The organism is Bacillus sp. G402 (assembly GCF_051172515.1).
Classification (GTDB): domain Bacteria; phylum Bacillota; class Bacilli; order Bacillales; family Bacillaceae; genus Bacillus; species Bacillus altitudinis.
The window spans coordinates 256,975-278,323 of record NZ_JBPIZC010000002.1; the positions used below are offsets into that span (position 1 = coordinate 256,975).

Annotated in this window: 19 protein-coding genes and 1 riboswitch; of the genes, 2 read left to right on the top strand and 17 right to left on the bottom strand. The window is 41.7% G+C overall.

Annotated elements, in window-relative coordinates; translation table 11 throughout:
* Nucleotides 1-37: 37 nt before the first annotated feature.
* From ACSBQP_RS09995 to ACSBQP_RS10060, 14 genes are all read right to left on the bottom strand, one after another.
* Nucleotides 38-607 carry a cob(I)yrinic acid a,c-diamide adenosyltransferase gene (locus tag ACSBQP_RS09995; protein WP_435028363.1) on the bottom strand — a complete coding sequence of 190 codons (570 nt, stop codon included), beginning with the start codon at nucleotides 605-607 and terminating at the stop codon, nucleotides 38-40.
* A gap of 110 nt (nucleotides 608-717) precedes the next feature.
* On the bottom strand, nucleotides 718-2,004 hold the full coding sequence (locus ACSBQP_RS10000; RefSeq protein ID WP_435028364.1) for a heme ABC transporter ATP-binding protein: 1,287 nt from the start codon (nucleotides 2,002-2,004) through the stop codon (nucleotides 718-720).
* Nucleotides 2,001-3,059 carry a FecCD family ABC transporter permease gene (locus ACSBQP_RS10005; protein WP_435028365.1) on the bottom strand — a complete coding sequence of 353 codons (1,059 nt, stop codon included), beginning with the start codon at nucleotides 3,057-3,059 and terminating at the stop codon, nucleotides 2,001-2,003. The genes ACSBQP_RS10000 and ACSBQP_RS10005 overlap by 4 nt, the downstream gene beginning before the upstream one ends.
* Complete coding sequence (locus ACSBQP_RS10010) at nucleotides 3,025-3,975, bottom strand: ABC transporter substrate-binding protein (RefSeq protein WP_008347105.1); 951 nt, start codon at nucleotides 3,973-3,975, stop codon at nucleotides 3,025-3,027. Before ACSBQP_RS10010 ends, ACSBQP_RS10005 begins: the two co-directional genes overlap by 35 nt.
* Nucleotides 3,976-4,146: 171 nt before the next feature.
* The gene (locus tag ACSBQP_RS10015; protein ID WP_435028366.1) at nucleotides 4,147-5,538 is read right to left on the bottom strand and encodes a glycoside hydrolase family 28 protein; all 1,392 of its coding nucleotides are present in this window, start codon (nucleotides 5,536-5,538) and stop codon (nucleotides 4,147-4,149) included.
* Nucleotides 5,539-5,558: 20 nt separating this feature from the next.
* Nucleotides 5,559-7,052, bottom strand: coding sequence for a UxaA family hydrolase (locus ACSBQP_RS10020; protein ID WP_435028367.1), 1,494 nt, complete (start codon nucleotides 7,050-7,052; stop codon nucleotides 5,559-5,561).
* Nucleotides 7,049-8,500, bottom strand: a complete 1,452-nt coding sequence (locus ACSBQP_RS10025) for a tagaturonate reductase (protein ID WP_435028368.1) — start codon at nucleotides 8,498-8,500, stop codon at nucleotides 7,049-7,051. Before ACSBQP_RS10025 ends, ACSBQP_RS10020 begins: the two co-directional genes overlap by 4 nt.
* Before the next feature lie 58 nt (nucleotides 8,501-8,558).
* Nucleotides 8,559-9,569 carry a LacI family DNA-binding transcriptional regulator gene (locus ACSBQP_RS10030; RefSeq protein ID WP_017359253.1) on the bottom strand — a complete coding sequence of 337 codons (1,011 nt, stop codon included), beginning with the start codon at nucleotides 9,567-9,569 and terminating at the stop codon, nucleotides 8,559-8,561.
* Nucleotides 9,570-9,636: 67 nt separating this feature from the next.
* Nucleotides 9,637-11,073, bottom strand: a complete 1,437-nt coding sequence (gene uxaC, locus ACSBQP_RS10035; RefSeq protein WP_435028369.1) for a glucuronate isomerase — start codon at nucleotides 11,071-11,073, stop codon at nucleotides 9,637-9,639.
* A gap of 136 nt (nucleotides 11,074-11,209) precedes the next feature.
* The gene (locus ACSBQP_RS10040) at nucleotides 11,210-12,964 is read right to left on the bottom strand and encodes a sensor histidine kinase (protein ID WP_435028370.1); all 1,755 of its coding nucleotides are present in this window, start codon (nucleotides 12,962-12,964) and stop codon (nucleotides 11,210-11,212) included.
* Between the two features lie 3 nt (nucleotides 12,965-12,967).
* Nucleotides 12,968-13,690, bottom strand: a complete 723-nt coding sequence (locus tag ACSBQP_RS10045) for a response regulator (RefSeq protein ID WP_435028371.1) — start codon at nucleotides 13,688-13,690, stop codon at nucleotides 12,968-12,970.
* A 178-nt stretch (nucleotides 13,691-13,868) separates the two neighbouring features.
* Nucleotides 13,869-14,684, bottom strand: coding sequence for an ABC transporter ATP-binding protein (locus tag ACSBQP_RS10050; protein WP_017359249.1), 816 nt, complete (start codon nucleotides 14,682-14,684; stop codon nucleotides 13,869-13,871).
* Between the two features lie 21 nt (nucleotides 14,685-14,705).
* Nucleotides 14,706-15,728, bottom strand: coding sequence for a FecCD family ABC transporter permease (locus ACSBQP_RS10055; RefSeq protein WP_435028372.1), 1,023 nt, complete (start codon nucleotides 15,726-15,728; stop codon nucleotides 14,706-14,708).
* On the bottom strand, nucleotides 15,729-16,781 hold the full coding sequence (locus tag ACSBQP_RS10060) for a FecCD family ABC transporter permease (RefSeq protein ID WP_008347113.1): 1,053 nt from the start codon (nucleotides 16,779-16,781) through the stop codon (nucleotides 15,729-15,731).
* A gap of 259 nt (nucleotides 16,782-17,040) precedes the next feature.
* On the opposite strand from ACSBQP_RS10060, the gene ACSBQP_RS10065 reads away from it, so the two are divergent.
* Complete coding sequence (locus ACSBQP_RS10065) at nucleotides 17,041-17,979, top strand: ABC transporter substrate-binding protein (protein WP_099496747.1); 939 nt, start codon at nucleotides 17,041-17,043, stop codon at nucleotides 17,977-17,979.
* A gap of 37 nt (nucleotides 17,980-18,016) precedes the next feature.
* Here the strand turns inward: ACSBQP_RS10065 and ACSBQP_RS10070 are convergent, their stop codons facing one another.
* The 3 genes from ACSBQP_RS10070 to ACSBQP_RS10080 all read right to left on the bottom strand — a co-directional run bounded on the left by ACSBQP_RS10070 (nucleotide 18,017) and on the right by ACSBQP_RS10080 (nucleotide 20,574).
* Nucleotides 18,017-19,426 (bottom strand): amino acid permease, encoded by a 1,410-nt coding sequence (locus tag ACSBQP_RS10070; RefSeq protein WP_099496748.1) that lies wholly within the window; start codon nucleotides 19,424-19,426, stop codon nucleotides 18,017-18,019.
* A gap of 192 nt (nucleotides 19,427-19,618) precedes the next feature.
* Nucleotides 19,619-19,797: riboswitch (Lysine riboswitch) on the bottom strand.
* Nucleotides 19,798-19,919: 122 nt separating this feature from the next.
* Nucleotides 19,920-20,063, bottom strand: coding sequence for a small acid-soluble spore protein SspJ (gene sspJ / locus ACSBQP_RS10075; protein ID WP_008347117.1), 144 nt, complete (start codon nucleotides 20,061-20,063; stop codon nucleotides 19,920-19,922).
* Nucleotides 20,064-20,145: 82 nt separating this feature from the next.
* Entirely contained in the window at nucleotides 20,146-20,574 is a 429-nt protein-coding gene (locus tag ACSBQP_RS10080; protein ID WP_007500254.1) for a MarR family winged helix-turn-helix transcriptional regulator, read from the bottom strand.
* Between the two features lie 171 nt (nucleotides 20,575-20,745).
* On the opposite strand from ACSBQP_RS10080, the gene ACSBQP_RS10085 reads away from it, so the two are divergent.
* Nucleotides 20,746-21,237 carry a metal-dependent hydrolase gene (locus tag ACSBQP_RS10085; protein ID WP_008347118.1) on the top strand — a complete coding sequence of 164 codons (492 nt, stop codon included), beginning with the start codon at nucleotides 20,746-20,748 and terminating at the stop codon, nucleotides 21,235-21,237.
* The last annotated feature ends 112 nt before the right edge of the window (nucleotides 21,238-21,349 follow it).

Consider the following 21,349-nt stretch of genomic DNA (forward strand, 5'->3'; position numbering starts at 1 on the left):
TAGAAAAAGCACTCTTCGACTAGAAGAGTGCTTTTCCTCATTTAGAACGAAACACGTCTGCACTTCGTTCATATTCAACATCCGCTTCACCAAGCCGATGATTTACAATACGGGCGACAGCAAATAAATAGTCGGATAGACGGTTCACATATGTGAGCGTAATTGCTGGAATTTCCTCCTGCTTTGCGAGTGTCACAATATGCCGCTCGGCTCTCCTGACGACTGTTCGCGCTACATGTAAGAGGGCAGCACCTTCCTGGCCGCCAGGTAAAATAAATTTAGTCAGCGGCGCAGCTTCTTCTACATACACGTCCATTCGCTTTTCAAGGACTGTGACAGATTCTTCTTTTAACTTGCCTTCTTTCGATGGTTTCACCGCTGCCAAATCACCGCCGCAGTCAAACAGTTCATGCTGAATGACCATCAGCTCAAATAGAATATCTTGAAACAATTCGCCATGCTGCCTTAAGTTTGCATGGGCTAGCCCAATCAAACTATTCGCCTCATCTAATGTACCGTACGCTTCTACTCTTGCGTCATCTTTATCAGCCCGCCCGCCAATCAAGCCTGTTTGACCTTGATCTCCGGTTTTTGTATAAAGCTTCATTGAGGTTCCCCCTTCCATGCTTCTTCCTTTTAGTATACCCTGTTTATTAAAACCACTGTAATCTAAATGTAAAATCATGAATCCCTAAACAAAAAAGCGAACCAGCTGGTTCACTTTTTCATTGCATCCAATGTATGAAGAAGACGCTTCACTTTCTGTCTGACTCTTTCATGTAAATGAGCAGTATGCTCCTTTTCTTCTGCATTGGCAGCAGCGATACAAAGATGATGTACCTGGATACTTGTCTCTTGTTTAATGAAGTGCGTCAGCTCGCCCATCAGCTGGACAGACGCACCATCTGATATCGTTCCTTTCAGCACAAGCCAAACGGACAGCTCTCCTTCTTGATGCATCCCATAAAGAAGGACATCTGCATCATCATCTTCAGCGGCGTATTGCTTCGGCCCATCAGATTGACCAAGAAATAAGTACCCTTCCTCATCATCCAGCATGTCTTGGAGTGCTTCAGTTCCCGTTCCAAGGGACCGTGTCCAAAAGAAACCCCCGCTTTTCTCATGTGATGAAAGGATGCGCAATGGCTGATGAGTAGAAAATGTCATTCCGTTTGCGCCATATGTTTTCCACCCATCCGCTAAGTTCAGCCTTGAATGTTCAGAGATGGACGCAGGTTCAATTACCAGCTGAGGGTTGGCCCGCAGTGGATGTTGGAGAGGTGTTACATCTGTTTCATACACCCGGTTCACCCGTTCGGTGGTCAACACATGATGCGGTTCTCCCAGCATGTCCGTCTTTCCTTCATTCAGCAAAAGCAGACGGTCACAATACAAACTGGCAATGTTCACATCATGAAACACACCGATCACCGTTAAGTTAGAGGAAACCGTCTCTTGTTTAATCAAATCGAGTAACTCTTTTTGATAAGCTAAATCAAGAAAACTGGTTGGTTCATCCAGCAATAAATAGTCAGGGCACTGAGCCAGCGCTTGGGCTAAGTAAACCCGCTGCTGTTCTCCACCGCTTAACTCATGGATGGATTGATCCTTAAATTGAGCAATATCTGTTTGGTCCATCACCTTGCTGACAATCTCGATATCTTCTTTTGTAACAGATTGTAGCCACCCTTTCTGATAAGGATAACGCCCAAACTGGACCGTTTCTTCCACTGTAAATGAAAAGGCTTGATCGGTCTTCTGAGGGAGAACTGCCAATTTTTGCGCAAGTGCCTTTGGCCGGTAGGATTGAACTGGATGGCCACTTAGTGTTACTTGGCCGCTCTCAGGTGCTAAAATACCTGCGATCATTTTAAGTAGCGTCGTCTTACCGCTCCCATTCGGACCAAGGATGCCGAGGAATTCCCCTCGCTCCACTTCAAAACTCATGCCGTGAATGACCTCTTTTTCACCATATCCTCCTCTAACTTCCTTCACTTGAATCATAGATGCGTCCCTCCTCTATATCTGCGGATGAGGATGATGCCAAAGACAGGAGCACCAATTAACGCAGTAATGATGCCAATAGGCAATTCAGTCGGTTCAATGATCGTACGGGAGAGCACATCTGCTAAAACGAGAAAGGAAGCACCATTCAGCATCGACAAAGGCAGCAAATGACGATGATCCGTAATGGATAAAAGACGGATAAAATGTGGAATCACCAGTCCTACAAATCCGATCGTTCCTGACACAGCCACCGCACTGCCAGTCAGAATCGAACCAGCAAGCAACACCACATATTTGCTCCGTTTCACATGCACCCCTAACAGTTTTGCCTTTTCTTCGCCATATGTCATCACATTTAAATCTCTTCCCATCAAGATCAATGCAAATGTACCAATAAGGAAAAAAGGAAGGAAAAGAACAATATATCGCCAGCCTCTCATAGACACACTGCCTAGAAGCCAATGAATAATCTCTTTTAAATCATCACCTGTTAACGCAATCATTAATGAAATGAGCGCTCCTAAAAAAGAGCTAAAGATGACCCCCGTCAAAATTAAAGAAGAAATGCTCATTCCTCGGTGAACCAGACGGGCAAAAAAGAGGACGAGACATAGTGTGACAAGCGCTGTTGTCATACTCAAAAAAGGCAGTGTAAAACTGCCAAGCAAAGGAAACTGCAAACTGAAAAACAATGTGGCTACAGCCCCCACAGATGCCCCTTGAGATACCCCAAGTGTATAAGGGTCAGCGAGAGGATTTTTTAATAAACCTTGAAAGGCTGCACCAGATAACGCCAGAGCTGCTCCGACTAACGCCGCTAATATCACTCTCGGCAGCCGGATATTCATCATAATATTGCGGTCAATTGCATCAATGGTTCCGGCCTGAATTCCAAATACTTCATGAACAAAGATCCGAAGTATAGAAGGAATGGGAATCCCTAAACTGCCAAATGAGATTCCCATTCCAATGCTCACGACAAGAAGTAAAGCACTTGCTGTGTATGCGATGATGATTTTATTTGAACGTGTCAGGATAGATGCTTTTCGCAAGAGCCTCCACTCCTTCAACCAATCGCGGTCCCGGTCGTGATGCCAGATCCGTATTCAATTGAAAGACTTGTTTTTCTTTGACTGCTTTGATCGCCTTCCAGCCGTCTCTTTTTTTCAGATCAGCTAAACTTGCGCCATCAATCGTAACGATAGCATCAGGATTTCGTTTAATAATTGATTCTTCCGTCATTTGCACCCAGCCCGTTTGATCGCCAGCGGCATTTTTTGCATGAATGACAGACAGCATTTCGTCCATAAACGTTTGTTTACCTGTTGTATAAATTTCAGGCGCACCTGATACTTCGACAAAAACTGTTTTTTGTTTGTCTTTGGAGATGGATTCTGCTTGTTTTTTGATGTCATTCAGTTTTGATTTCATCTCATCTACAAGCTTCGTTGATGCCTCTTTTACGCCGGTTGCTTCACCAATCATATGGATAGACTTATAAACATCTTTGAAGGAAGCCGCATCATTGACAGTCAGCACTTGAATACCTGCATCTTCAAGCTGTTTAAATCCGTCTTTTGAGCTCATTTGTGATGCATGTGCTAAGACAAGATCAGGCTTCAAGGAAATAACCTTCTCTACATTGAAATCAAGACCGCCAATCTTCTCGACCTTTTCTACTTCCTTTGGATAGTTGTCAAAATCTGATCTACCCACGATTTTATCTCCAAGGCCAAGGGCATAGGCAACCTCTGTATTACTTGGAATTAACGAAACAATTCGTTTAGGCTGTTCTTTGATTTCAACTGTTTTACCAGCTGCATCTTTGATGGATACAGGAAATGCCGCAGCCGCTGTCTCTTTAGGCTTTGAACTGTTTGTTTTTTGGTCCGTTTCCGCACCTGCACACCCTGCTAAAACACCGATCACAAGTAACAATGATAGCCAAATACCAGTTAACTTCTTCATCAATAAACCCCCTGCTTTATGTACTGCTTGACGTCATCTCTTTCGTCAATTCTTTTCTAATTTCGGGAATATTATACTACAGTGCAGATAGGTTGTATATGTGATTCCGAATACGTCTTGTCTGTGCTTGTAAAAGAAAAACAGCCTTTGACGTGGCTGTTTTCACTTCCGCTATTGGTTCATATGTTCACCATTAATGACAACTTTCTGAAATGAAGGAGATACTGCATGTTCCAATGAAAGAGGGTACGTGACATCGTCAATGACACAGTCTTTCATTTTAAAGTGTGTGACCGGGGAATGTGAGTATGCGGCGATCTTGACACCATATCGCCCTCCGCTGCTTTTTAGCCCTTCTACTTCAATATGACGGACTACAGGCCTATGTGGACCGGCATCCCCTTCCTCATACATCATGTCGATACAGACCACCTCATGCTTTAAGCTTTTCACTAGATTGTTTTTAAAATAGATGTGTTCAATGGTACCGCCCCTGACAGAGTTGGTCTTAATGCGCAATGCCCTGTCGAGGTTCGGACTGTCCATGACATTATCCTCTGCATATACATACTTGACGCCTCCAGAGATTTCACTCCCGATCGTTACTCCGCCATGACCATCACGCATCGTATTTCTACGAATGACGATGTTTTCAGATGGAACACCGATTCTCCGGCCGTCCTCATTTCTGCCCGATTTAATGGCAATACAATCATCGCCATTATCAAAATAACAATCTTCAATGAGCACATGTCGGCACGACTCTGGATTCACACCATCTGTATTTGGGCCATGACCGATGATATTCACCCCGCGGACGATGACGTTTTCACTTAACACCGGATGGACTTGCCACATCGGTGAATCCTTTACGGTTACTCCTTCAATGAGAATGTTTTGGCAATTGTAGGGCTGGATAAAGCTTGATCTTAAATAATGTCCATCACCAAACACTCTTTCTTCCACTGGTATTCTTTTTTCAGCCATTTCAAAAAGAAGCTGACGATCCCGATCTTGAGAGGGTTGACCATTTGTTCCATACTTCCAAGGCCACCAGTGGTGTTCATCCCCTCTCCCGTCCAGCGTGCCTGCTCCTGTAATCGCGATGTTTTCTGCATGATGGGCATAAATAAGTGGTGAATAATTATAAAGCTCAATTCCTTCATATCTTGTTAGAACAAGCGGGAGATAATCACGTGTATCTTGGCTGAAGCTCACATAGGCGTTTTCATGAAGATGAAGCTCTACATTGCTTTTCAATTCTAGAGCGCCTGTCAAAAATGTCCCTTTAGGAATCAGCACACGCCCTCCTTTCAAACGATGTGCATCATCAATGGCAGACTGAATAGCATTTGTCGAAAGCTCTATCCCTTTGTTATCTGCACCATAATGAATGACATTGAATTCACGATCTGGGAACTTTGGCGCTTTTATCTGCTTTAACACATGATCTATACCATCTGTTTCTTTGTCTTTTTTCCCTTGCTTTGCTAAACGTGCGAGTCCAATTCCTGTTAGTACTGTTCCTGCTGTCACATACATCAAATTCCGTTTTTTAGACATTTCCTCATCCCCCAGACGCCTTAAAGTGTCACACCTGTTTTAAAAATGGCCAGCTCTCTAAAATTGTTTTTTTCATGATTTAACAGCTTTCCACTCGCCACATCAATCAACGTGGCAATGAATTTCTCTAGCACCACATCTTCTGGTACATCTTCAAGCAATTCCCCCGCATTAAAGTCGATCCAATGTTTTTTTGTTTCATATAAAGCGGTATTGGTCGATACCTTCATCGTTGGAACAAATGTGCCAAACGGTGTGCCTCTGCCTGTTGTAAAGAGGACGAGCTGACAGCCAGACGCTGCGAGAGCAGATGAAGCAACCAAATCATTCCCAGGCGCACTTAATAAATTCAATCCTTTTCGTTTTAGCAGCTCCCCGTATGTTAAAACATCCTTTATAACGGAAGTACCCGCTTTTTGTGTGCAGCCGAGAGATTTATCTTCTAATGTCGAAATTCCTCCTGCTTTATTTCCCGGGGAAGGATTTTCATATACTGGCTGTCGATGATCCATAAAGTATTGTTTAAAATCATTGATCATCTGCACAATATTGTCGAATGTCGCTTTTGATTCCGCTCTCTCCATTAAGATCGTTTCAGCCCCGAACATTTCCGGTACTTCTGTTAAGACGGTGGTTCCGCCTTGAGCCACAATAAAATCGGACAGTCTACCTAAAAGTGGATTTGCGGTAATGCCTGAAAACCCATCTGATCCTCCGCATTTCAAGCCAATACTCAGCTCAGATAACGGAATGTCTTCTCGCTGATCTTCTTTCGCTGCGTCATAAATTTCCTTGAGCAAAGCGACACCTGTCTCAATCTCATCCCCTACTTCTTGGCTTCTTAAAAATTTCACCCTCGTCTGGTCATACTCCCCTAATGTTGCCTGAAAATCCTCAATGTCATTGTTTTCACAGCCAAGACCTAGAACGAGAACCCCTCCAGCATTTGGGTGCTTTACGGCATTTTGAAGTATTGTTTTTGTGTTTTCATGATCATCCCCAAGCTGTGAGCACCCATAATTGTGCTTTAATACGAGAGCCGTTTCAAAAGGATGGATGCTCCCCCCCATTTCAGCGGTAAATATTTGAATGATTTGATCGGCAATGCCATTGACACACCCAACTGTTGGGACAATCCAAAGCTCATTTCGTATACCACTTGCGCCATTTTTTCGTTTATACCCTTTGAATGTCAGATTCGTTTTTTCATAGGGGTTTTCTGTTAAAGAAGGTCGGTATTCGTAATCGAGCTTACCTGATAGATTCGTTTTGATATTGTGCGTATGCACCCATTCTCCAGCAGAAATCTTAGTGGCTGCATGACCAATGGGGTAGCCATATTTGATGATATTCTCTTTTTCTTTAATCTCAACCAATGCAAATTTATGACCTTTAGCAACGGTTTCTTTTAAAATGATTGTATGACCTTGGTGCTGAAGCTTTTCGCCTTGCTCAAGCACTTTTAAAGCGATACCAACATTATCTGAAGGATGAATCACAACAAAGTCTCTCATGCCTTCTCCCCCTGACTTTCATATTGAAGAATTTGGTGAACAGCAGCTCTCATGCCATTTTCATGTATGAAGGTGAGCTGCTCGGCTACTGCATCCTTCAGCCCTGCGATCTTCGTCAAATCCATCCCCCATAAAACTTCGTTTGAAAGAAGTCGATCGACCATTGATTCATAGGAATGGTCCACTTCCTCCCATGCTTCCTTCATGAATGTCATCACAGACTCATCATCCTTTATTTGATCTGCATGGACTTGATAAAAATAAATCAAACTGCTCAGTGAGAACATAAGTTTCGTAGGCAACTGTTTTTTTAGCTCTATATAATCTAGAAGAGACGGGAGAATACGTGCCCGAAATTTAGATACACCATTTAAGGCAATATCGAGTAATTGATGTTTGACAAAAGGGTTGCAGAATCGATCCCAAACGGATTGTGTATAAAGCAGCAGCTCTTCTTCAGGAAGTGGCAAACTTGGCAGCACTTCCTCCTCAAGCATGCGGCGAATGAACACACCAACATGCTCATCATCCACCGCTTTTTTGACAGTATCCAAGCCACATGAATATGCAATCGGCACCATCGCTGTATGCGCACCGTTTAAAATGCGAACCTTGCTCATACGATAGGGAGCGATATCTTCCACAAAAAGTACGTTTAACCCTGCTTCTTGAAAAGGAAGCTCTTTTTGAACAAACGCAGGTGCTTCAATGACAAACAGGTGATAATATTCTGCCGTGACAAGCAATTCATCAATATACCCCTCTTCTTTTTGAACAGTCTCCGCTGCTTTCTGAGAAAATCCTGGGACAATCCGATCAACTAACGTATTACAGAACGTGTTGGCTTCCTTGACCCAAGCCACAAAATCAGGCGGAAGATTCCACTCAGCTGCCATTGTGATCACATATTCTCTTAATCGATCACCGTTTTGTTCAATCAATTCACAAGGTAAAATGATCAAGCCCTTTTTCTCATCTCCAGAAAAAGCTTTGAAGCGGTGATACAAGAAGGCTGTCAGCTTTCCTGGAAAACTTGCTTGCGGCCGATCTTCTAATCGGTCCTCTTTTCTTAACACAAGTCCTGCCTCTGTTGTATTAGAAAAGACAAAGCGCACATCAGGACTTTCCGCTACATGTAAAAAGGCTTCATAATCTGTATATGTGCTGATTCCCCTGCTGATGGATTGAATGACGATCCGTTCGTTCATTTCTTTTTGGTCATGAAACCCTTGAATACATAAAGTGTACAAACCATCTTGTTCATTTAGAGCGGTCACTGATCCTTTTCGAGGAGGAACAACCACTGCTCTTCCTTTAAAATCTGTACAGTCGTTTAACTTCTGGATCTGCCAATTCATAAATCCCCGCATAAAGTTCCCTTCGCCAATTTGTAGAATGGTTTCAGGATATTCAGCCACTGGGTACACATCTTTGGATAATCGTCTCAAACGCTTTTCCTCCCCGCATTTTTTGCACACGTGAACATTTTTATTTAAAAGATGCTGATTACTGCACCTTTTTTACTGAATCTCTAATCATCAGCTCTGTGTGGACATACACTTTTTCCAGATGATCGTCTTCTTGCTTTTCACCGTTGATGACTGAAAGGATCGCTTCTGCTCCAAGCGCACACATTTTTTCAATTGGCTTTTTGACTGTTGTGAGGGCAGGCGTTGTATAAGATGAAAATGAAATATCATCAAAACCGATAATAGAGAGATCATCAGGACACCTTTTACCTTTTGCAAACAATGCATTCATCGCACCAATCGCCATGTCATCGTTTGAGCAAAAAAGGGCAGTTGGCGGATCATCAAGAGTGAGTAAGGCTTCCATTGATTCATAGCCGCTCTTCATATGATAGTCGCCTGTGATCATGTATTCCTTCTTCATGGGTACATGATGGTCAATGAGTGCTTGCAAAAAACCAGCTTTTCTTTCCTGTGTAGATTTAAACCCTTCTTTCCCTTCAATAATGGCAATTTGTTTATGCCCCTGCTGAATGAAATAGTGTGCAGCTTGATATGCCCCTTCACCATCATCCGCTAATATATTCATCACTTGATTACTTTCTACACGACGATTCAGTACAATAATGGGAATGCCCTGTTTTTTCACATGATGGATAAACGCTTCATCATGCTCGCTCTGGCTCATGAGCAAAATACCATCATACCGCTGTTTATGAATGGTTGTGTAATCGTGAAAATCGTCAATTCCTCTTACAACCAAATGATAGTTTTCTGTTATCACACTGTTGACGCCTTTTAATGCATCAACAAAGAAACTTGAGGATGTGCCTTCTGTTAAACTCGTAAAAAACAGACCAATTGTAAATGATTTTTGCGAGACAAGGCCTCTGGCATGGACATTCGGTGAGTAATTCAGCTGTTTTGCAATCGACAAGATGTTTTGTTTTGTTTTCTCTTTAATAAAAGGACTGTTATTCAAAGCCCTTGATACTGTGGTATGAGAAACGTTTGCCAATTTTGCTATATCTTTGATTGTGACTGTCATGCTATTCCGCCTTTTATGATTTTTTATCATCTTATCATAAAAACGCTTTCATATTCTTGCTTTTTGTTCATATCATCTTGCTTTTATGCGAAAGCTCATTTGCCCGTTCAAATTGAAAATACTGCTTTGCATTTTCATAGCTGATTCCTTTTACCATTCCCCCTAGCAAATTGAGATCATTAGGCGCTTCACCTTTTTCCACCCAATCTCCAATGATGTCACATAACAGTCTACGGAAATATTCATGTCTTGTGTAAGACAGGAAGCTTCGTGAATCTGTCAGCATCCCAATAAATCGGCTGATCAGTCCGATACTGGAAAGTGCCATCATCTGCTCTGTCATTCCCTGCTTTGTATCATTAAACCACCAAGCTGTTCCATGCTGCATTTTCCCAGGAGTCTTTCCATCTTGAAAACTTCCAGCTATCGTTGAAATCACCACATTGTCCCTTGGATTCAAGGAATAGAGGATGGTTTTTGGCAATGCATATGCTTGTTCTAACCGATCTAATACGCGGCAAAGAGGTTTTGCAATGTCTTCATCATTCATTGCATCATATCCGGTATCTGGTCCAAGCCGCTCAAACATTTTTGAATTGTTGTTTCTGAGCGCATTGATATGAAGCTGCATCGCCCATCCCCGCTGAGCATATGCCTGACCTAGTTCAATGAATGTGTGCGTTTTAAATTGAACCTTCTCCTTTTCCGTCAATGGATGTCCAGACATTCTTTTATGAAAAATGATCGTAGCTTCTTCTTCCGTCGTGTCTTCGTACGTCATTTCATTGATGGCATGATCTGAAATCAAACAGCCCTGTTCATGAAAGAAATCGATACGCATATGAAGTGCTTTTATGAAGTCTTGATAGGATTCGATCGGGATAGATGAAACCTCCGCCAACTGATCAACATATTCGATAAACAAGTCATTTGTGATATCTAATGCTTTATCTGGCCGAAACCCTGGCAGTACTTGCACAGAAAAGCCTTCTTCCCGCAGTTGTTGGTGATAAATCAACGAATCAACCGGATCGTCTGTCGTCACAACCGTTTCAACATTTGATTTCACAATGAAATCTCTCGCACCAAATCCATCTCCTTGCAACTTTTCATTTACTTTTTTCCAGATGATGTCTGCGCTTTCTTCATTCAAAAGTTCTTCGACATCAAAATATCGTCTTAGCTCTAGATGGGTCCAGTGATAGAGAGGATTTCCAATCGTCATCGGAACAGTTTTCGCCCAAGCTAAAAATTTCTCATCATCTGAGGCATCTCCTGTGATATGTGTTTCAGGTATCCCATTTGCTCTCATGGCACGCCATTTGTAATGATCTCCGTAAAGCCATGCTTCAGTTATATTTTGGAACGTTTTATTTTCATAGATTTCTTTTGGACTTAAATGACAATGGTAATCAATAATCGGAAGGTTCTTTGCAAACTCATGGTATAGCTTTTCCGCCGTTTGACTGTTTAATAAAAACTGCTCATCTAAAAAAGCTTTCATCAAACTCCCCCATCTCTTATAATGATGAAAATCAATTTGTTCACGTTAACAATTTTATTGTAATCGTTTACAAAATCGATTTCAATCCTAAAACAAGAAAAAACGATCTCCTTTAGAAAAGAAAATCGTTTTTTGGCTATTTTACAGATGGTGTTTTCTTTAGGATAATCGCAATAGTTGTTCCTTGACCTAATTCACTTTCTACTTGAATATCGCCATCGTGCAGTAAGACAAGCTCTTTTGCAATCGCCAGTCCTAGTCCTGTTCCATTTGTTGGATCATTCGTATTTGTCCCTCTATAGTAACGATTAAATAAATGATCCACTGTTTCTTGCGCCATTCCGCGTCCGTTATCTTTCATTTCGATCCGAACTTCATCATTTGTTTCAGATAGAACAGCTTGAATAAGAGTACCTTTCTGGTTATGCTTCACTGCGTTCGCCAGCAGGTTCTCAATGACTCGTCTAAACCAGGCTTTATCGATCTCAAACATGACACCCTCTGTTTGATCTTCAAAGGTTGATAAATAATCTTCTGAAAGCGTGCTTCTTGAAAACTCGTCCATAATGGAGGCTAAAAATTCACCAAGTTCAACAGGTTTTCGATTAATAGGCAATGCACCATTTTTCAATCGATACGTGAGGTTTAAATCCTCAATCAAGGTCGACATGTATTCTGATTTCTCACGAATGACTTGTCCCATTTCCATGACTTCTTCCTTGGACCATTGGTATTGATCTGATTCTAGCATTAATCCATAGCCGTAAATCGTGCTAAGAGGCGTTTTTAGATCATGAGACAGCCCTGCGATCCATTCTTCCCTTGTGGTTTGAATTTTTCTTCGGTTTGCTTCATTCTCTTTTAACGTATTGGTGAGCTGATCCATTGTTTTGAGGATATCCTCAAACAGCCGGTACTCCCGCTTAATACGGCCCTTTTTATTTTTACTTACTGGAATACCTTTTCTATTTGTTGGCTCCTGCAATTTATTTCTTGATAAGAAAATCAGCCAGCGGATAATGTGATAGATCGGTAGCCCATAGCGATACGAGTACCATAATGTCATAACGATAATAATCGTAAGCGCAAGACCTGCAATCAAAAGCGTTGTATATTGGTTTAAAGCCTCTGTCTCTTTATCATAAAGCTCGTCTGGGCTGTATACTTTGTTTGGCACCGAAACAATCATATACAAATCCTTATTCACTTTGATATACGACAGGTCACTTCTAAACTCCCAAGGCTTGGATTGATACTTGAGCAGTTCAACATCCGTTACGTTATTTTTCAAATTACTATTGGCTCGGATACCTTTTAAGTATTTTCCTTCTTCATTAAACAGATGCACCGATCCATTCATTCTTTTCAAAAATTCTTTTGTTTCAACTGAATATTGAGACAATGCAGCCAGGTTTTTTTCATGCTGCTTGAGATAATTGGCTACCTTTGTGCTGTTCGTTTTAAATCCATATAAGACGATAAAGCTTTCTTGATCAATCTCAATTGGCCAGAAGTACATCTTGTAATCTTTAAATTGTCTTTTTTCAAAGATTTTGATCATTTCATCCTTTTGATAGGATGTTGGAATGTTTTTAGGGAGTTGATAGCTATAGACGTTGCGTTTTTTGGAATCAATCACTTGTAGCCAGCCATCACGTTTTTCCACTGCTTGTTTGAGCTGATCATCGGCTTCCATTTTTCCATCCTCGTTAAAATAAAGCCAGCTCATGAGTGTATCTCCATCTGCCTTCGTTAAACCAGTTTCAGTCATATTCTCATAGCGTTTTTGAAAATAAAGATTTTCAGAGAATGTTTGCCCGATCGTTAGAATGACGATGACAATAAACATTTGTCCGACAAAGTGAAAGAAAAGTTTTGTTCGTAAATTCATAAACTATTGAAGAACCTTCACAGGTTGCGGAATGAACTTATAGCCCATACCACGGATCGTCACAATATATTCAGGCTGACTTGGATCTAACTCTATTTTTTCTCTCAGCTTTCGGATATGAACCATGACGGTGTTGTTGTCACCATATGATGGAACACCCCATACTTTCTCATAGATCTGATCTTTTGAAAGTACCACATTCGGATGGTCACAAAAATACTTCAGCAAGGACAAAAGCTGAGCTGAGCAAGCCGTCACCTTTCCCCTTACTTTCAACTCTGCTGCATGAGGATGGTACGAGAAATGAGCATATTCATATTGACTGTGCGCTTCTTCCTGCTCCTCCTGTAAGGAGACATAAGTTCGTTTTAAGTGCGCCTTAATTCTAGCTACTAGCTCTAACGGATTAAATGGCTTTGTGATGTAATCGTCTGCACCTTGTGCAAATCCAGTCAATTTGTCTACATCAGACGTTCTTGCTGTTAAATAGAAAATCGGTGCCTTCGTCATTTTCCTGATGTCAGGTAGAACATCAAAGCCTGACTTACCGGGCATCATCACATCTAGAAGTAAGAGGTGGATGTCCTCGTTTTTGACAATATCTAATGCTTCATCTGCATGATAGGCTTTATAAATATGTTGAAACCCTTCTTTTTTTAATACGCGTTCAACCATTTTTACAATTGCTTCTTCGTCATCTGCAATCAATATTTTTGCTGTTTCCACGCATCTCTTTCCTTTCTAGCTATGATCTCTAACCGTATATTACCATTGTCCAAAGTAAAAAAGTACCTCTTTTCTGCATAAAAGCGAAAAAAGATCAACTGGAGAAAATGGCATAACAAGGTAATACCAGAAGATGCAAAAAAACTCGGTCATACATACCGAGTTTTTTGTCCATCTATTATCCGTTCACAGCTTCAAGCTTTCTTTCATGATTCATTAAGTCATATGTTAAACAGATCGGCTTATTCGTTCTCGGATCAAGCACAATTTCTGCATCGATGTGGAACACCTGACTGAGTACCTCTTTTGTCATGACCTCATGAGGCGTACCCTCTTTAATGACTTTCCCTTGATTGAGGGCAATCATGTAATGCGAAAAGCGTGCAGCATGATTGAGGTCATGAATTACCATCAGCACCGTTCTGCCCTGTTCTCTGTTTAAGCGTTCTAATAGCTGAAGGATCTCCAGCTGATGAGCAAGATCTAAATACGTCGTTGGTTCGTCTAATAAAAGCAGCTCTGTTTCCTGAGCGAGTGCCATCGCAATCCATACCCGCTGACGCTGTCCACCGGAGAGTGCTTCAATTGGCCGGTCATGAAATGCAATCATTCCCGTCTCCTCAAGTGCCCATCTGATGATTCGTTTGTCCTCATTTGATAAACGGCCAAATCCATTTTGATGCGGGAAACGTCCATATGACACAAGCTCATAAACGGTCAGACCACTTGGTGCTTCAGGCGTCTGCGGTAAAATGGCCATTTGTTTTGAAATTTCTTTTGTTGGTGTTTGATGGATCGCCTGGCCATTTAAATAAACAGCACCTTGATGGGACTTCATAATACGAGACATTGTTTTTAAAATCGTTGACTTCCCGCACCCATTCGGCCCAATTAATGTGGTCACCTTGCCTTTTGGGATGCTGATATTTAAATCGTCTACAATCAAACGGTCATGATAGCCAATACAAAGCTTTTCTGTTTCAAGTGATTTCATCTGTTGTACTCTCCTTCCTCATTAGTTCGTTTTCATCAATAAGTAAATGAAGTAAGGTGCGCCTAAGGCAGAAACGACAAGTCCAACGGGCACCTCTGATGGAGCAAGTATGACACGCCCAAGTGTATCTGCAAGTAATAACAGCAGTGCACCAATCATAGCGGACGCCGGTATCATTCCTTGATGTTTCGGACCAACTAGCTTTCTTGCGAGGTGTGGTGCCGCTAACCCTAGGAACGATATACTCCCTGCAACAGCAACACTTGCACCGGCTAATGCAACTGCAATCAGCATGAGAAAACTTCTTTCTTTATGAACTGAAATCCCTAAGCCATAAGATATCTGATCACCCAAATTCATGATATTTAAGTAGCGTGCCCTCACCATCGCTAATACAAGAAAAATCAGCATCCACGGCACGACTGATAAGACATATGTCCAGCTTGAGCCCCAAATACTTCCTGACAGCCACACAATGGCTTGGTTAAAATCATTTGGACTCATCTTTAATTGAATGACCACAATTGCTGCCGAAAATGCAGCATTGATCCCAATACCAGTTAAAATCAATCGAACAGGCGTAATGCCCTTTTTCCACGCTAGCACATAAATGAGAAATGCAGCAAAGGCGGCACCTACGAAAGCGAAAAGCGGCAGTACAAATATTGAAAAATCACCTAAGTTCGACATCGAACCCTGAAAGGCAAAGATAAACAAAACCACCGCAAAACCTGCACCCGCATTTACACCTAGAATGCCGGGATCAGCTAAACCATTTTGAGAAACACCTTGCCAAATGGCTCCTGATACAGCGATAGAAGCGCCAACAAGTAAAGCGATGACCATCCTTGGAAGTCTGAACTCGAATAATACAAGCGCATCCATTTCACTTCCGAGTCCAAAAAATGTTTTGAATGTATCCATCGGAGAAATCCGTATCTCTCCGGTATTTAAACTAATCAGGAACACAGCCACGATCGCTAAAAAGATCATGACCATCGTTCGTTTGTATTTCTTTTTCTTTGCCTGCTGCACCATTTCCATTTAAATTCCGCTCCTTTCACGTCTCGCTAAATATAAGAAGAAAGGAACGCCTATAATGGCTGTAATGGCACCCACTGGCGTTTCAAACGGCGCATTGACAAGCCTTGCCGCAATGTCTGCATAAATGAGCAAAATAGCCCCTAAAATAGCTGAGCAAGGGATAATCCAGCGATAGTCAACGCCGACCAAGAAACGCGTAACATGAGGAATCACAAGCCCGATAAAGCCAATAGAACCTGCAACTGACACGGCTGCACCTGTTAAAAGGATCACGACCAATATGCCAAGTACCTTGACTGTTCGTGTATATTGTCCAAGCCCTTTTGCTAATTCATCACCTAAGCTTAAAACCGTGATGGAGCGGGCAAGAATCATTGCGATGATCAGTCCTACAGCCGCAACTGGAATGATGATCTTAATATTGCTCCAATTCACACCAGCCACACCGCCTGCGTACCAAAAACTCATATCTTGCGCGACGTCAAATCGAATGGCAATCGCTGAGGAAATTGAGCTTAAAAGTGCGCCAACAGCCGTACCGGCTAATGCGAGCTTCACAGGAGTAAGTCCCCCTTTTGAAAGGGTTCCAACCCCAAATACAATAGAGGCGCCAAGTGCTGCACCCAAAAATGACCAAAGAATTAATGTAAAAGAAGATTGGCCTGGGAAAAAAGCAAACGCAATGGCAATCGCAAATGCAGAGCCATTTGTCACACCCATGATTTCAGGAGACGCAAGCGCATTTCTTGTCATGCCTTGCATAATGGCACCCGATACTGCTAAAAAGGCACCGACAAGTGCGGCACCAACTGTACGCGGCAGCCTTAGTTCCCTAATGATTTGATGTGAGGTTTGTTGTGAGTCAAAATGAAAGACGGCTTCCCATACCGTGTGTAAATGAATGTTTGCCGCTCCTAGCGATACTGATAAAAAAAGACCAAATGCTAAAGCAATGATTCCTATGATGACAACAGCTGCTGTACCAAAAGGCTTTGTCACAATATCTATCGCATCATCTTTAGCTGACAGCTGTTTATTCGATTGTGAGCCCAAAACCAGTCTCTTCCTTTCCGTTCATATCTATTCGTTATTAGTGATAATGATTATCAATCTCGGAGTCTAGTATATCACTTTCTTCACGTTTTGAAATCCTTGTTCTGATAAATTTCTTTATTTTCATCAAAAAACCGGGAGAATTTCACCATTTTCATTTTGGTCATAAAATAGCCGATGCATTTTTTCTTCTATCATGTTAAGATATAATCGCGAATGAGAATCATTATCATAAACAATTGAATAGGAGCGAACTTTTGTGAAAAAACGAACCGGACTTCTTTTGATTTCCTTCATGACCCTTATGATTTTTACTGCTGCTTGCAGCAGCACTTCCAATAAAGAATCGGGAGCCAAAAAAAATGACACGATTACCTATCAAGATGTAAAGGGTGAAGTGAAACTGCCTCAAAACCCAAAACGTATTGTGCTTCTGGCGGAAAGCTATTACGGGGATCTCGTCACACTCGGCAAAACCCCAATTGCTGCCACTGCGCCCATCTTTAAAAACCCTTTCTATAAAGGAAAAACAGACGGAGTGAAAAATATTGGAAAATCTCCCTCTGTTGAGAAAGTAGCCTCTTTGAAGCCGGATATGATCATTGCTTGGGGAGAAGATGAGAAATTTGATCAATACAAAAAAATTGCACCTACAGTTGCCATTCAATACAATCAATATTCGTTTAAAGACCAGCTAAAAGAATTCGGTAAAATGACAGGCACATCAAAAAAAGCAACGGATTGGATCACAAAATGGGATGCCAAAATTGCTGAAGTGAAACCAAAAGTAACAAAAGCTGTAGGAAACAAAACCGTTTCGATCGTATCACCATTCGATAAGGGCATTTACATTTTCGGTAACACTTTTGCACGCGGTGGTGAAATCATTTATGACGAGCTGAAATTAAAAGCTCCGAAGGCCGTCCAAAAAGAAGCCATCGACAGTGGTGTCGGTTATGCAAACATTTCTCTTGAAAAGCTTCCAGAATTTGCAGGTGATTATATTTTCACAAGCCCATGGAGCGGTTCAAAAAGTAATGGCGATCAAGTGTATAAAAGCAGCATCTGGGCATCACTTCCTGCTGTCCAAAACAAACGCGTATTTGAAACAGATACAGTCGGTTACTTCTTTAATGACCCTGTGTCACTAGAAGGTCAGCTCGAATTTATTGTGGATCGATTAACATCTGCCTCATAAAAAAATACGTTTCTCCAGCATTGGAGAAACGTATTTTTTAAACTGTACCTTTGGCAAATTTTTTGGACATGAATGGGTAGAGTAAAATGCCAACTAAGAACAATCCAATACCAAGACCAAATGTTTTGAAATCAGCTGTGCCTGAAATAATGACCCAAGCGGAATACCCCATGGCCACAAGCGCAATGATCCCGTCTCTTGTCCGTTTTCCTTTTTGGAGCTCATATGTGTCACCTTGCATGATGACCTTAAAGCTGTAGATCGACGACACGATATACGGAATGAGATACGCAAGTGTCGCTGATGTTGTTAAGAAAGTAAAGGCTTCATTAATCGTACGTGACATGACTGAGAAAATAAACAGCTGTGACATGATATTTGTGACAGTCAAAGCAATAACAGGACTGCCTTTTTTGTTTGTTTTTGCAAACACTGCTGGGAAATCGCCAGCTTTTGCTGCTTGATAAGGGACTTCAGAACCAAGCAAAATCCAGCCAAGCATCGAACCAAATAAACAAATGATCGCAAGAAGTGCCATGACAATGCCGCCAGCCGGTCCGATAATGAGCTGAAGCACGTCTACGAATGGTTTATCAGAACCTTGCAATTGATCATGCGGCAGAACGCCCATTGTAATCAAGGTAATAATCATATAAATAGACAGTGCAATTAAAAGTCCTGTAATCGTCGCACGTTTGACATCACGCTGCGAGGAAGCTCTTCCTGATAAAATGACAGCAGATTCGATGCCGATAAATGCCCATAGTGTGGAAATGGCCGCATGATGAATTTGGCCTCCAAGTCCGAGCACTCCTTCACCACTTGCTGCTTCAACAGGGAAGTAATAATGTTCAAATAATGCGGTTTGGAATGCAAATAAGCCTGCGACAATAAAAAGGACGAATCCAAGCACCTTTGAAAAGGTCGTAATAAAGTTCAACTTACTTGCTGCGCTTAAGCTTGTAATTAAAATCGTATGAGTCCCCCATAGAAGGATTGTACATACGATAAACGTTGTGAGCTGACCAAGTGTGATCGCTTCTTTTCCAAAAGTAAAGACCTCCGTTTTCACGGTTAAAATTGGGAAAAAGGTTGTTAAATAACCAGCTAGGCTTGTGATAATGGCGACATTACTAATCCAGCTTGCCACCCAATATCCCCAAACCATTGTAAAACCGGCTGCTTTTCCTTTTTTCGGATCTTTAAAAAGCGCTCTTGCATAGCTTTGTGGTCCAGCTGTTAGCTGCGGTTTATGAATGGACAAATGTCCAAACACAAAGGCAATCATCAGTACGCCGCCACCTGTGACAAGCCATGCCATCGTCACACCTAAAGGACTTGCATGCTGGGCAAGTGTACTAGGCAGCATAAAGATGCCTGAACCTACCATATTTCCGACGACAAAAGCCGTCAATAACCAAAAACCCCATTTTTTTGTCTGTTCCATTTTCGTACCTCCGTTATATTCACTTTGGACCAGACCCGGCAGTATCTTCATTGATATATTTGTGAAGCAATGACTTGCATTCTTTATGTTCATGTTGGGTCACTTTCTTACCAGCATACCCTTTTCTTAGGCAATCAGAACATAAAAAAAAGCCTGAACAAAAGTCCATGCTTTTCAAAACATACACCTTGATCTCCGGATAGCCCTCCACGCTTCAAAGACGTGGCAGTCCTGCATTTGTTCAATGCAGACCCAGCATAAAGAAAGTTGGAGCTCTCTCTACACTTCGGCGCTGATGCCTTTTTTCTCATGATCAACGATTCCATCTCTCCCATGAGTGACTCATCATCCGCGCAACCTCTACCTCACTGAGACATAGCGTGAGGATTTCTATTCATTTTTACTACACGAAGATTATCAAACATTCTCATATCTGTCAAAGGGAAAAACATAGAAAAAAGGCAGAGAAATGATTCTCCGCCTTTCTGTCAGCTTATTGATGGTTGTTTTTCTTCTTTTGGACAGCTTCCTGAAGCGGATCGCCTGCTAGTTCTTTACTTGCTTCTTCTAACAGCTGATCTACCTGCTGATGGTCTTTCTCGCTTTTCGCCTTTTTATCCTTTTGGAAAAATGACATCGCTATTTCCCCCCTTTTCTTAAAATGCCTTTGCCTGTTTAATTTGTGCTACAGCGCTCAGCATTATACAAAGAGGAGCGGTTCATTCATCGTGAAAGGTCTGTCTCATTTTTTGCAAATATGTTAGAAAGGTTTTTAAGTCTTCCTCTGTGAAGTCTGACATCATATGCTGAATTACCTTTCCAAAAAGACGTGTATGCTTTTCGTAAATAGCCAGCCCTTTTTCCGTGGCTTCTAGCCGGACCAGGGAATGATCGTCCTTGTCCCTTTCTCTCTGAATGTAGCCTTGCTCACATAATTTATTGAGGGCAATGGAAGCGGCACCTGGGTTGAGAGAGAGTCTTTGTTTGAGCTCTTCAGCATGTGATACTTTTCCTTGTATCAATATAGAAAGAGCATATATCTGTGGAGGCGTGATGTCTTTTTCTAACTCAAGTAACTTGCGGTTTAATTTACGGCTGACTTCATAATGTACAAGAACAATTTCTTTTAAAATGTCTGCATTACTCATCCGAATCGCATCCTTATCGTTAGTGTCAACATGACTTCCTTCTTATTATAGAATGTTTTTCCAAACAGCCAACTATTTTACCCCATTTTTCTTTAGAAATAAGCCTTGCTGAATGGATTCACCCTTGATATAGTGAGTACTTGAACAAAAAACAGAACAGGAGTACGCATCATGACAGGAAAAACACATATTATGGGCGGAATTGCCGCCTCCACAGCCGTCGCCTATTATTACGGATTCGAACCAGTGACGATGGCTGCTGCAGGATCAGTAGGTGCCCTCATCCCAGATCTATGTCATACAAAAAGCAAAATCGGCAGGAAATTCCCGCTGCTTTCCACACTGATCAGTAGTGTGTTCGGGCACCGCACCTTTACACATAGTTTATTATTTCTGCTGATCATTTATTTTATTGCGACAACATACATTCCAAATGACAGCCTCAGTACCGGGTTACTAGTTGGGATGGCAAGCCACCTCATCCTTGATGCAGGCACAGTGAACGGTATTAAATTTTTGTTCCCTGCAACCATGAAAGTACGTCTCCCCTTTTATGTCAAAACAGGCAGCACAGGAGAACAAGTCGTACTAGCTGCTCTGACCATTGTCACCTGCTATTACATGGCTGTCATTTGCGGAATATCCATCCCATTGCCGTTTTAGAAAAAGAAAAAAGAGTTTTGCAAAAAAGCAGGATATGAATTGATCATTCCTCATTTTTTTAGTAGTTTTAAGATAAGTGTTTTTGCCTTGCAGCTGAATACAGAATGGTGAG

Bases quoted from the DNA above. Each gene is read 5' to 3' on its own strand.
- ACSBQP_RS10015 (WP_435028366.1), bottom strand. From the start codon at position 5,538: ATGTCTAAAAAACGGAATTTGATGTATGTGACAGCAGGAACAGTACTA.
- ACSBQP_RS10010 (WP_008347105.1), bottom strand. From the start codon at position 3,975: ATGAAGAAGTTAACTGGTATTTGGCTATCATTGTTACTTGTGATCGGT.
- ACSBQP_RS10020 (WP_435028367.1), bottom strand. From the start codon at position 7,052: ATGAGAGACTTTGTTGTGATTCATCCTTCAGATAATGTTGGTATCGCT.
- ACSBQP_RS10080 (WP_007500254.1), bottom strand. From the start codon at position 20,574: ATGAGTAATGCAGACATTTTAAAAGAAATTGTTCTTGTACATTATGAA.
- ACSBQP_RS10070 (WP_099496748.1), bottom strand. From the start codon at position 19,426: ATGGAACAGACAAAAAAATGGGGTTTTTGGTTATTGACGGCTTTTGTC.
- ACSBQP_RS10030 (WP_017359253.1), bottom strand. From the start codon at position 9,569: ATGACAGTCACAATCAAAGATATAGCAAAATTGGCAAACGTTTCTCAT.
- ACSBQP_RS09995 (WP_435028363.1), bottom strand. From the start codon at position 607: ATGAAGCTTTATACAAAAACCGGAGATCAAGGTCAAACAGGCTTGATT.
- ACSBQP_RS10040 (WP_435028370.1), bottom strand. From the start codon at position 12,964: ATGAATTTACGAACAAAACTTTTCTTTCACTTTGTCGGACAAATGTTT.
- sspJ (WP_008347117.1), bottom strand. From the start codon at position 20,063: ATGTCATTTTTCCAAAAGGATAAAAAGGCGAAAAGCGAGAAAGACCAT.
- uxaC (WP_435028369.1), bottom strand. From the start codon at position 11,073: ATGAAAGCTTTTTTAGATGAGCAGTTTTTATTAAACAGTCAAACGGCG.
- ACSBQP_RS10055 (WP_435028372.1), bottom strand. From the start codon at position 15,728: ATGGAAATGGTGCAGCAGGCAAAGAAAAAGAAATACAAACGAACGATG.
- ACSBQP_RS10050 (WP_017359249.1), bottom strand. From the start codon at position 14,684: ATGAAATCACTTGAAACAGAAAAGCTTTGTATTGGCTATCATGACCGT.
- ACSBQP_RS10085 (WP_008347118.1), top strand. From the start codon at position 20,746: ATGACAGGAAAAACACATATTATGGGCGGAATTGCCGCCTCCACAGCC.
- ACSBQP_RS10000 (WP_435028364.1), bottom strand. From the start codon at position 2,004: ATGATTCAAGTGAAGGAAGTTAGAGGAGGATATGGTGAAAAAGAGGTC.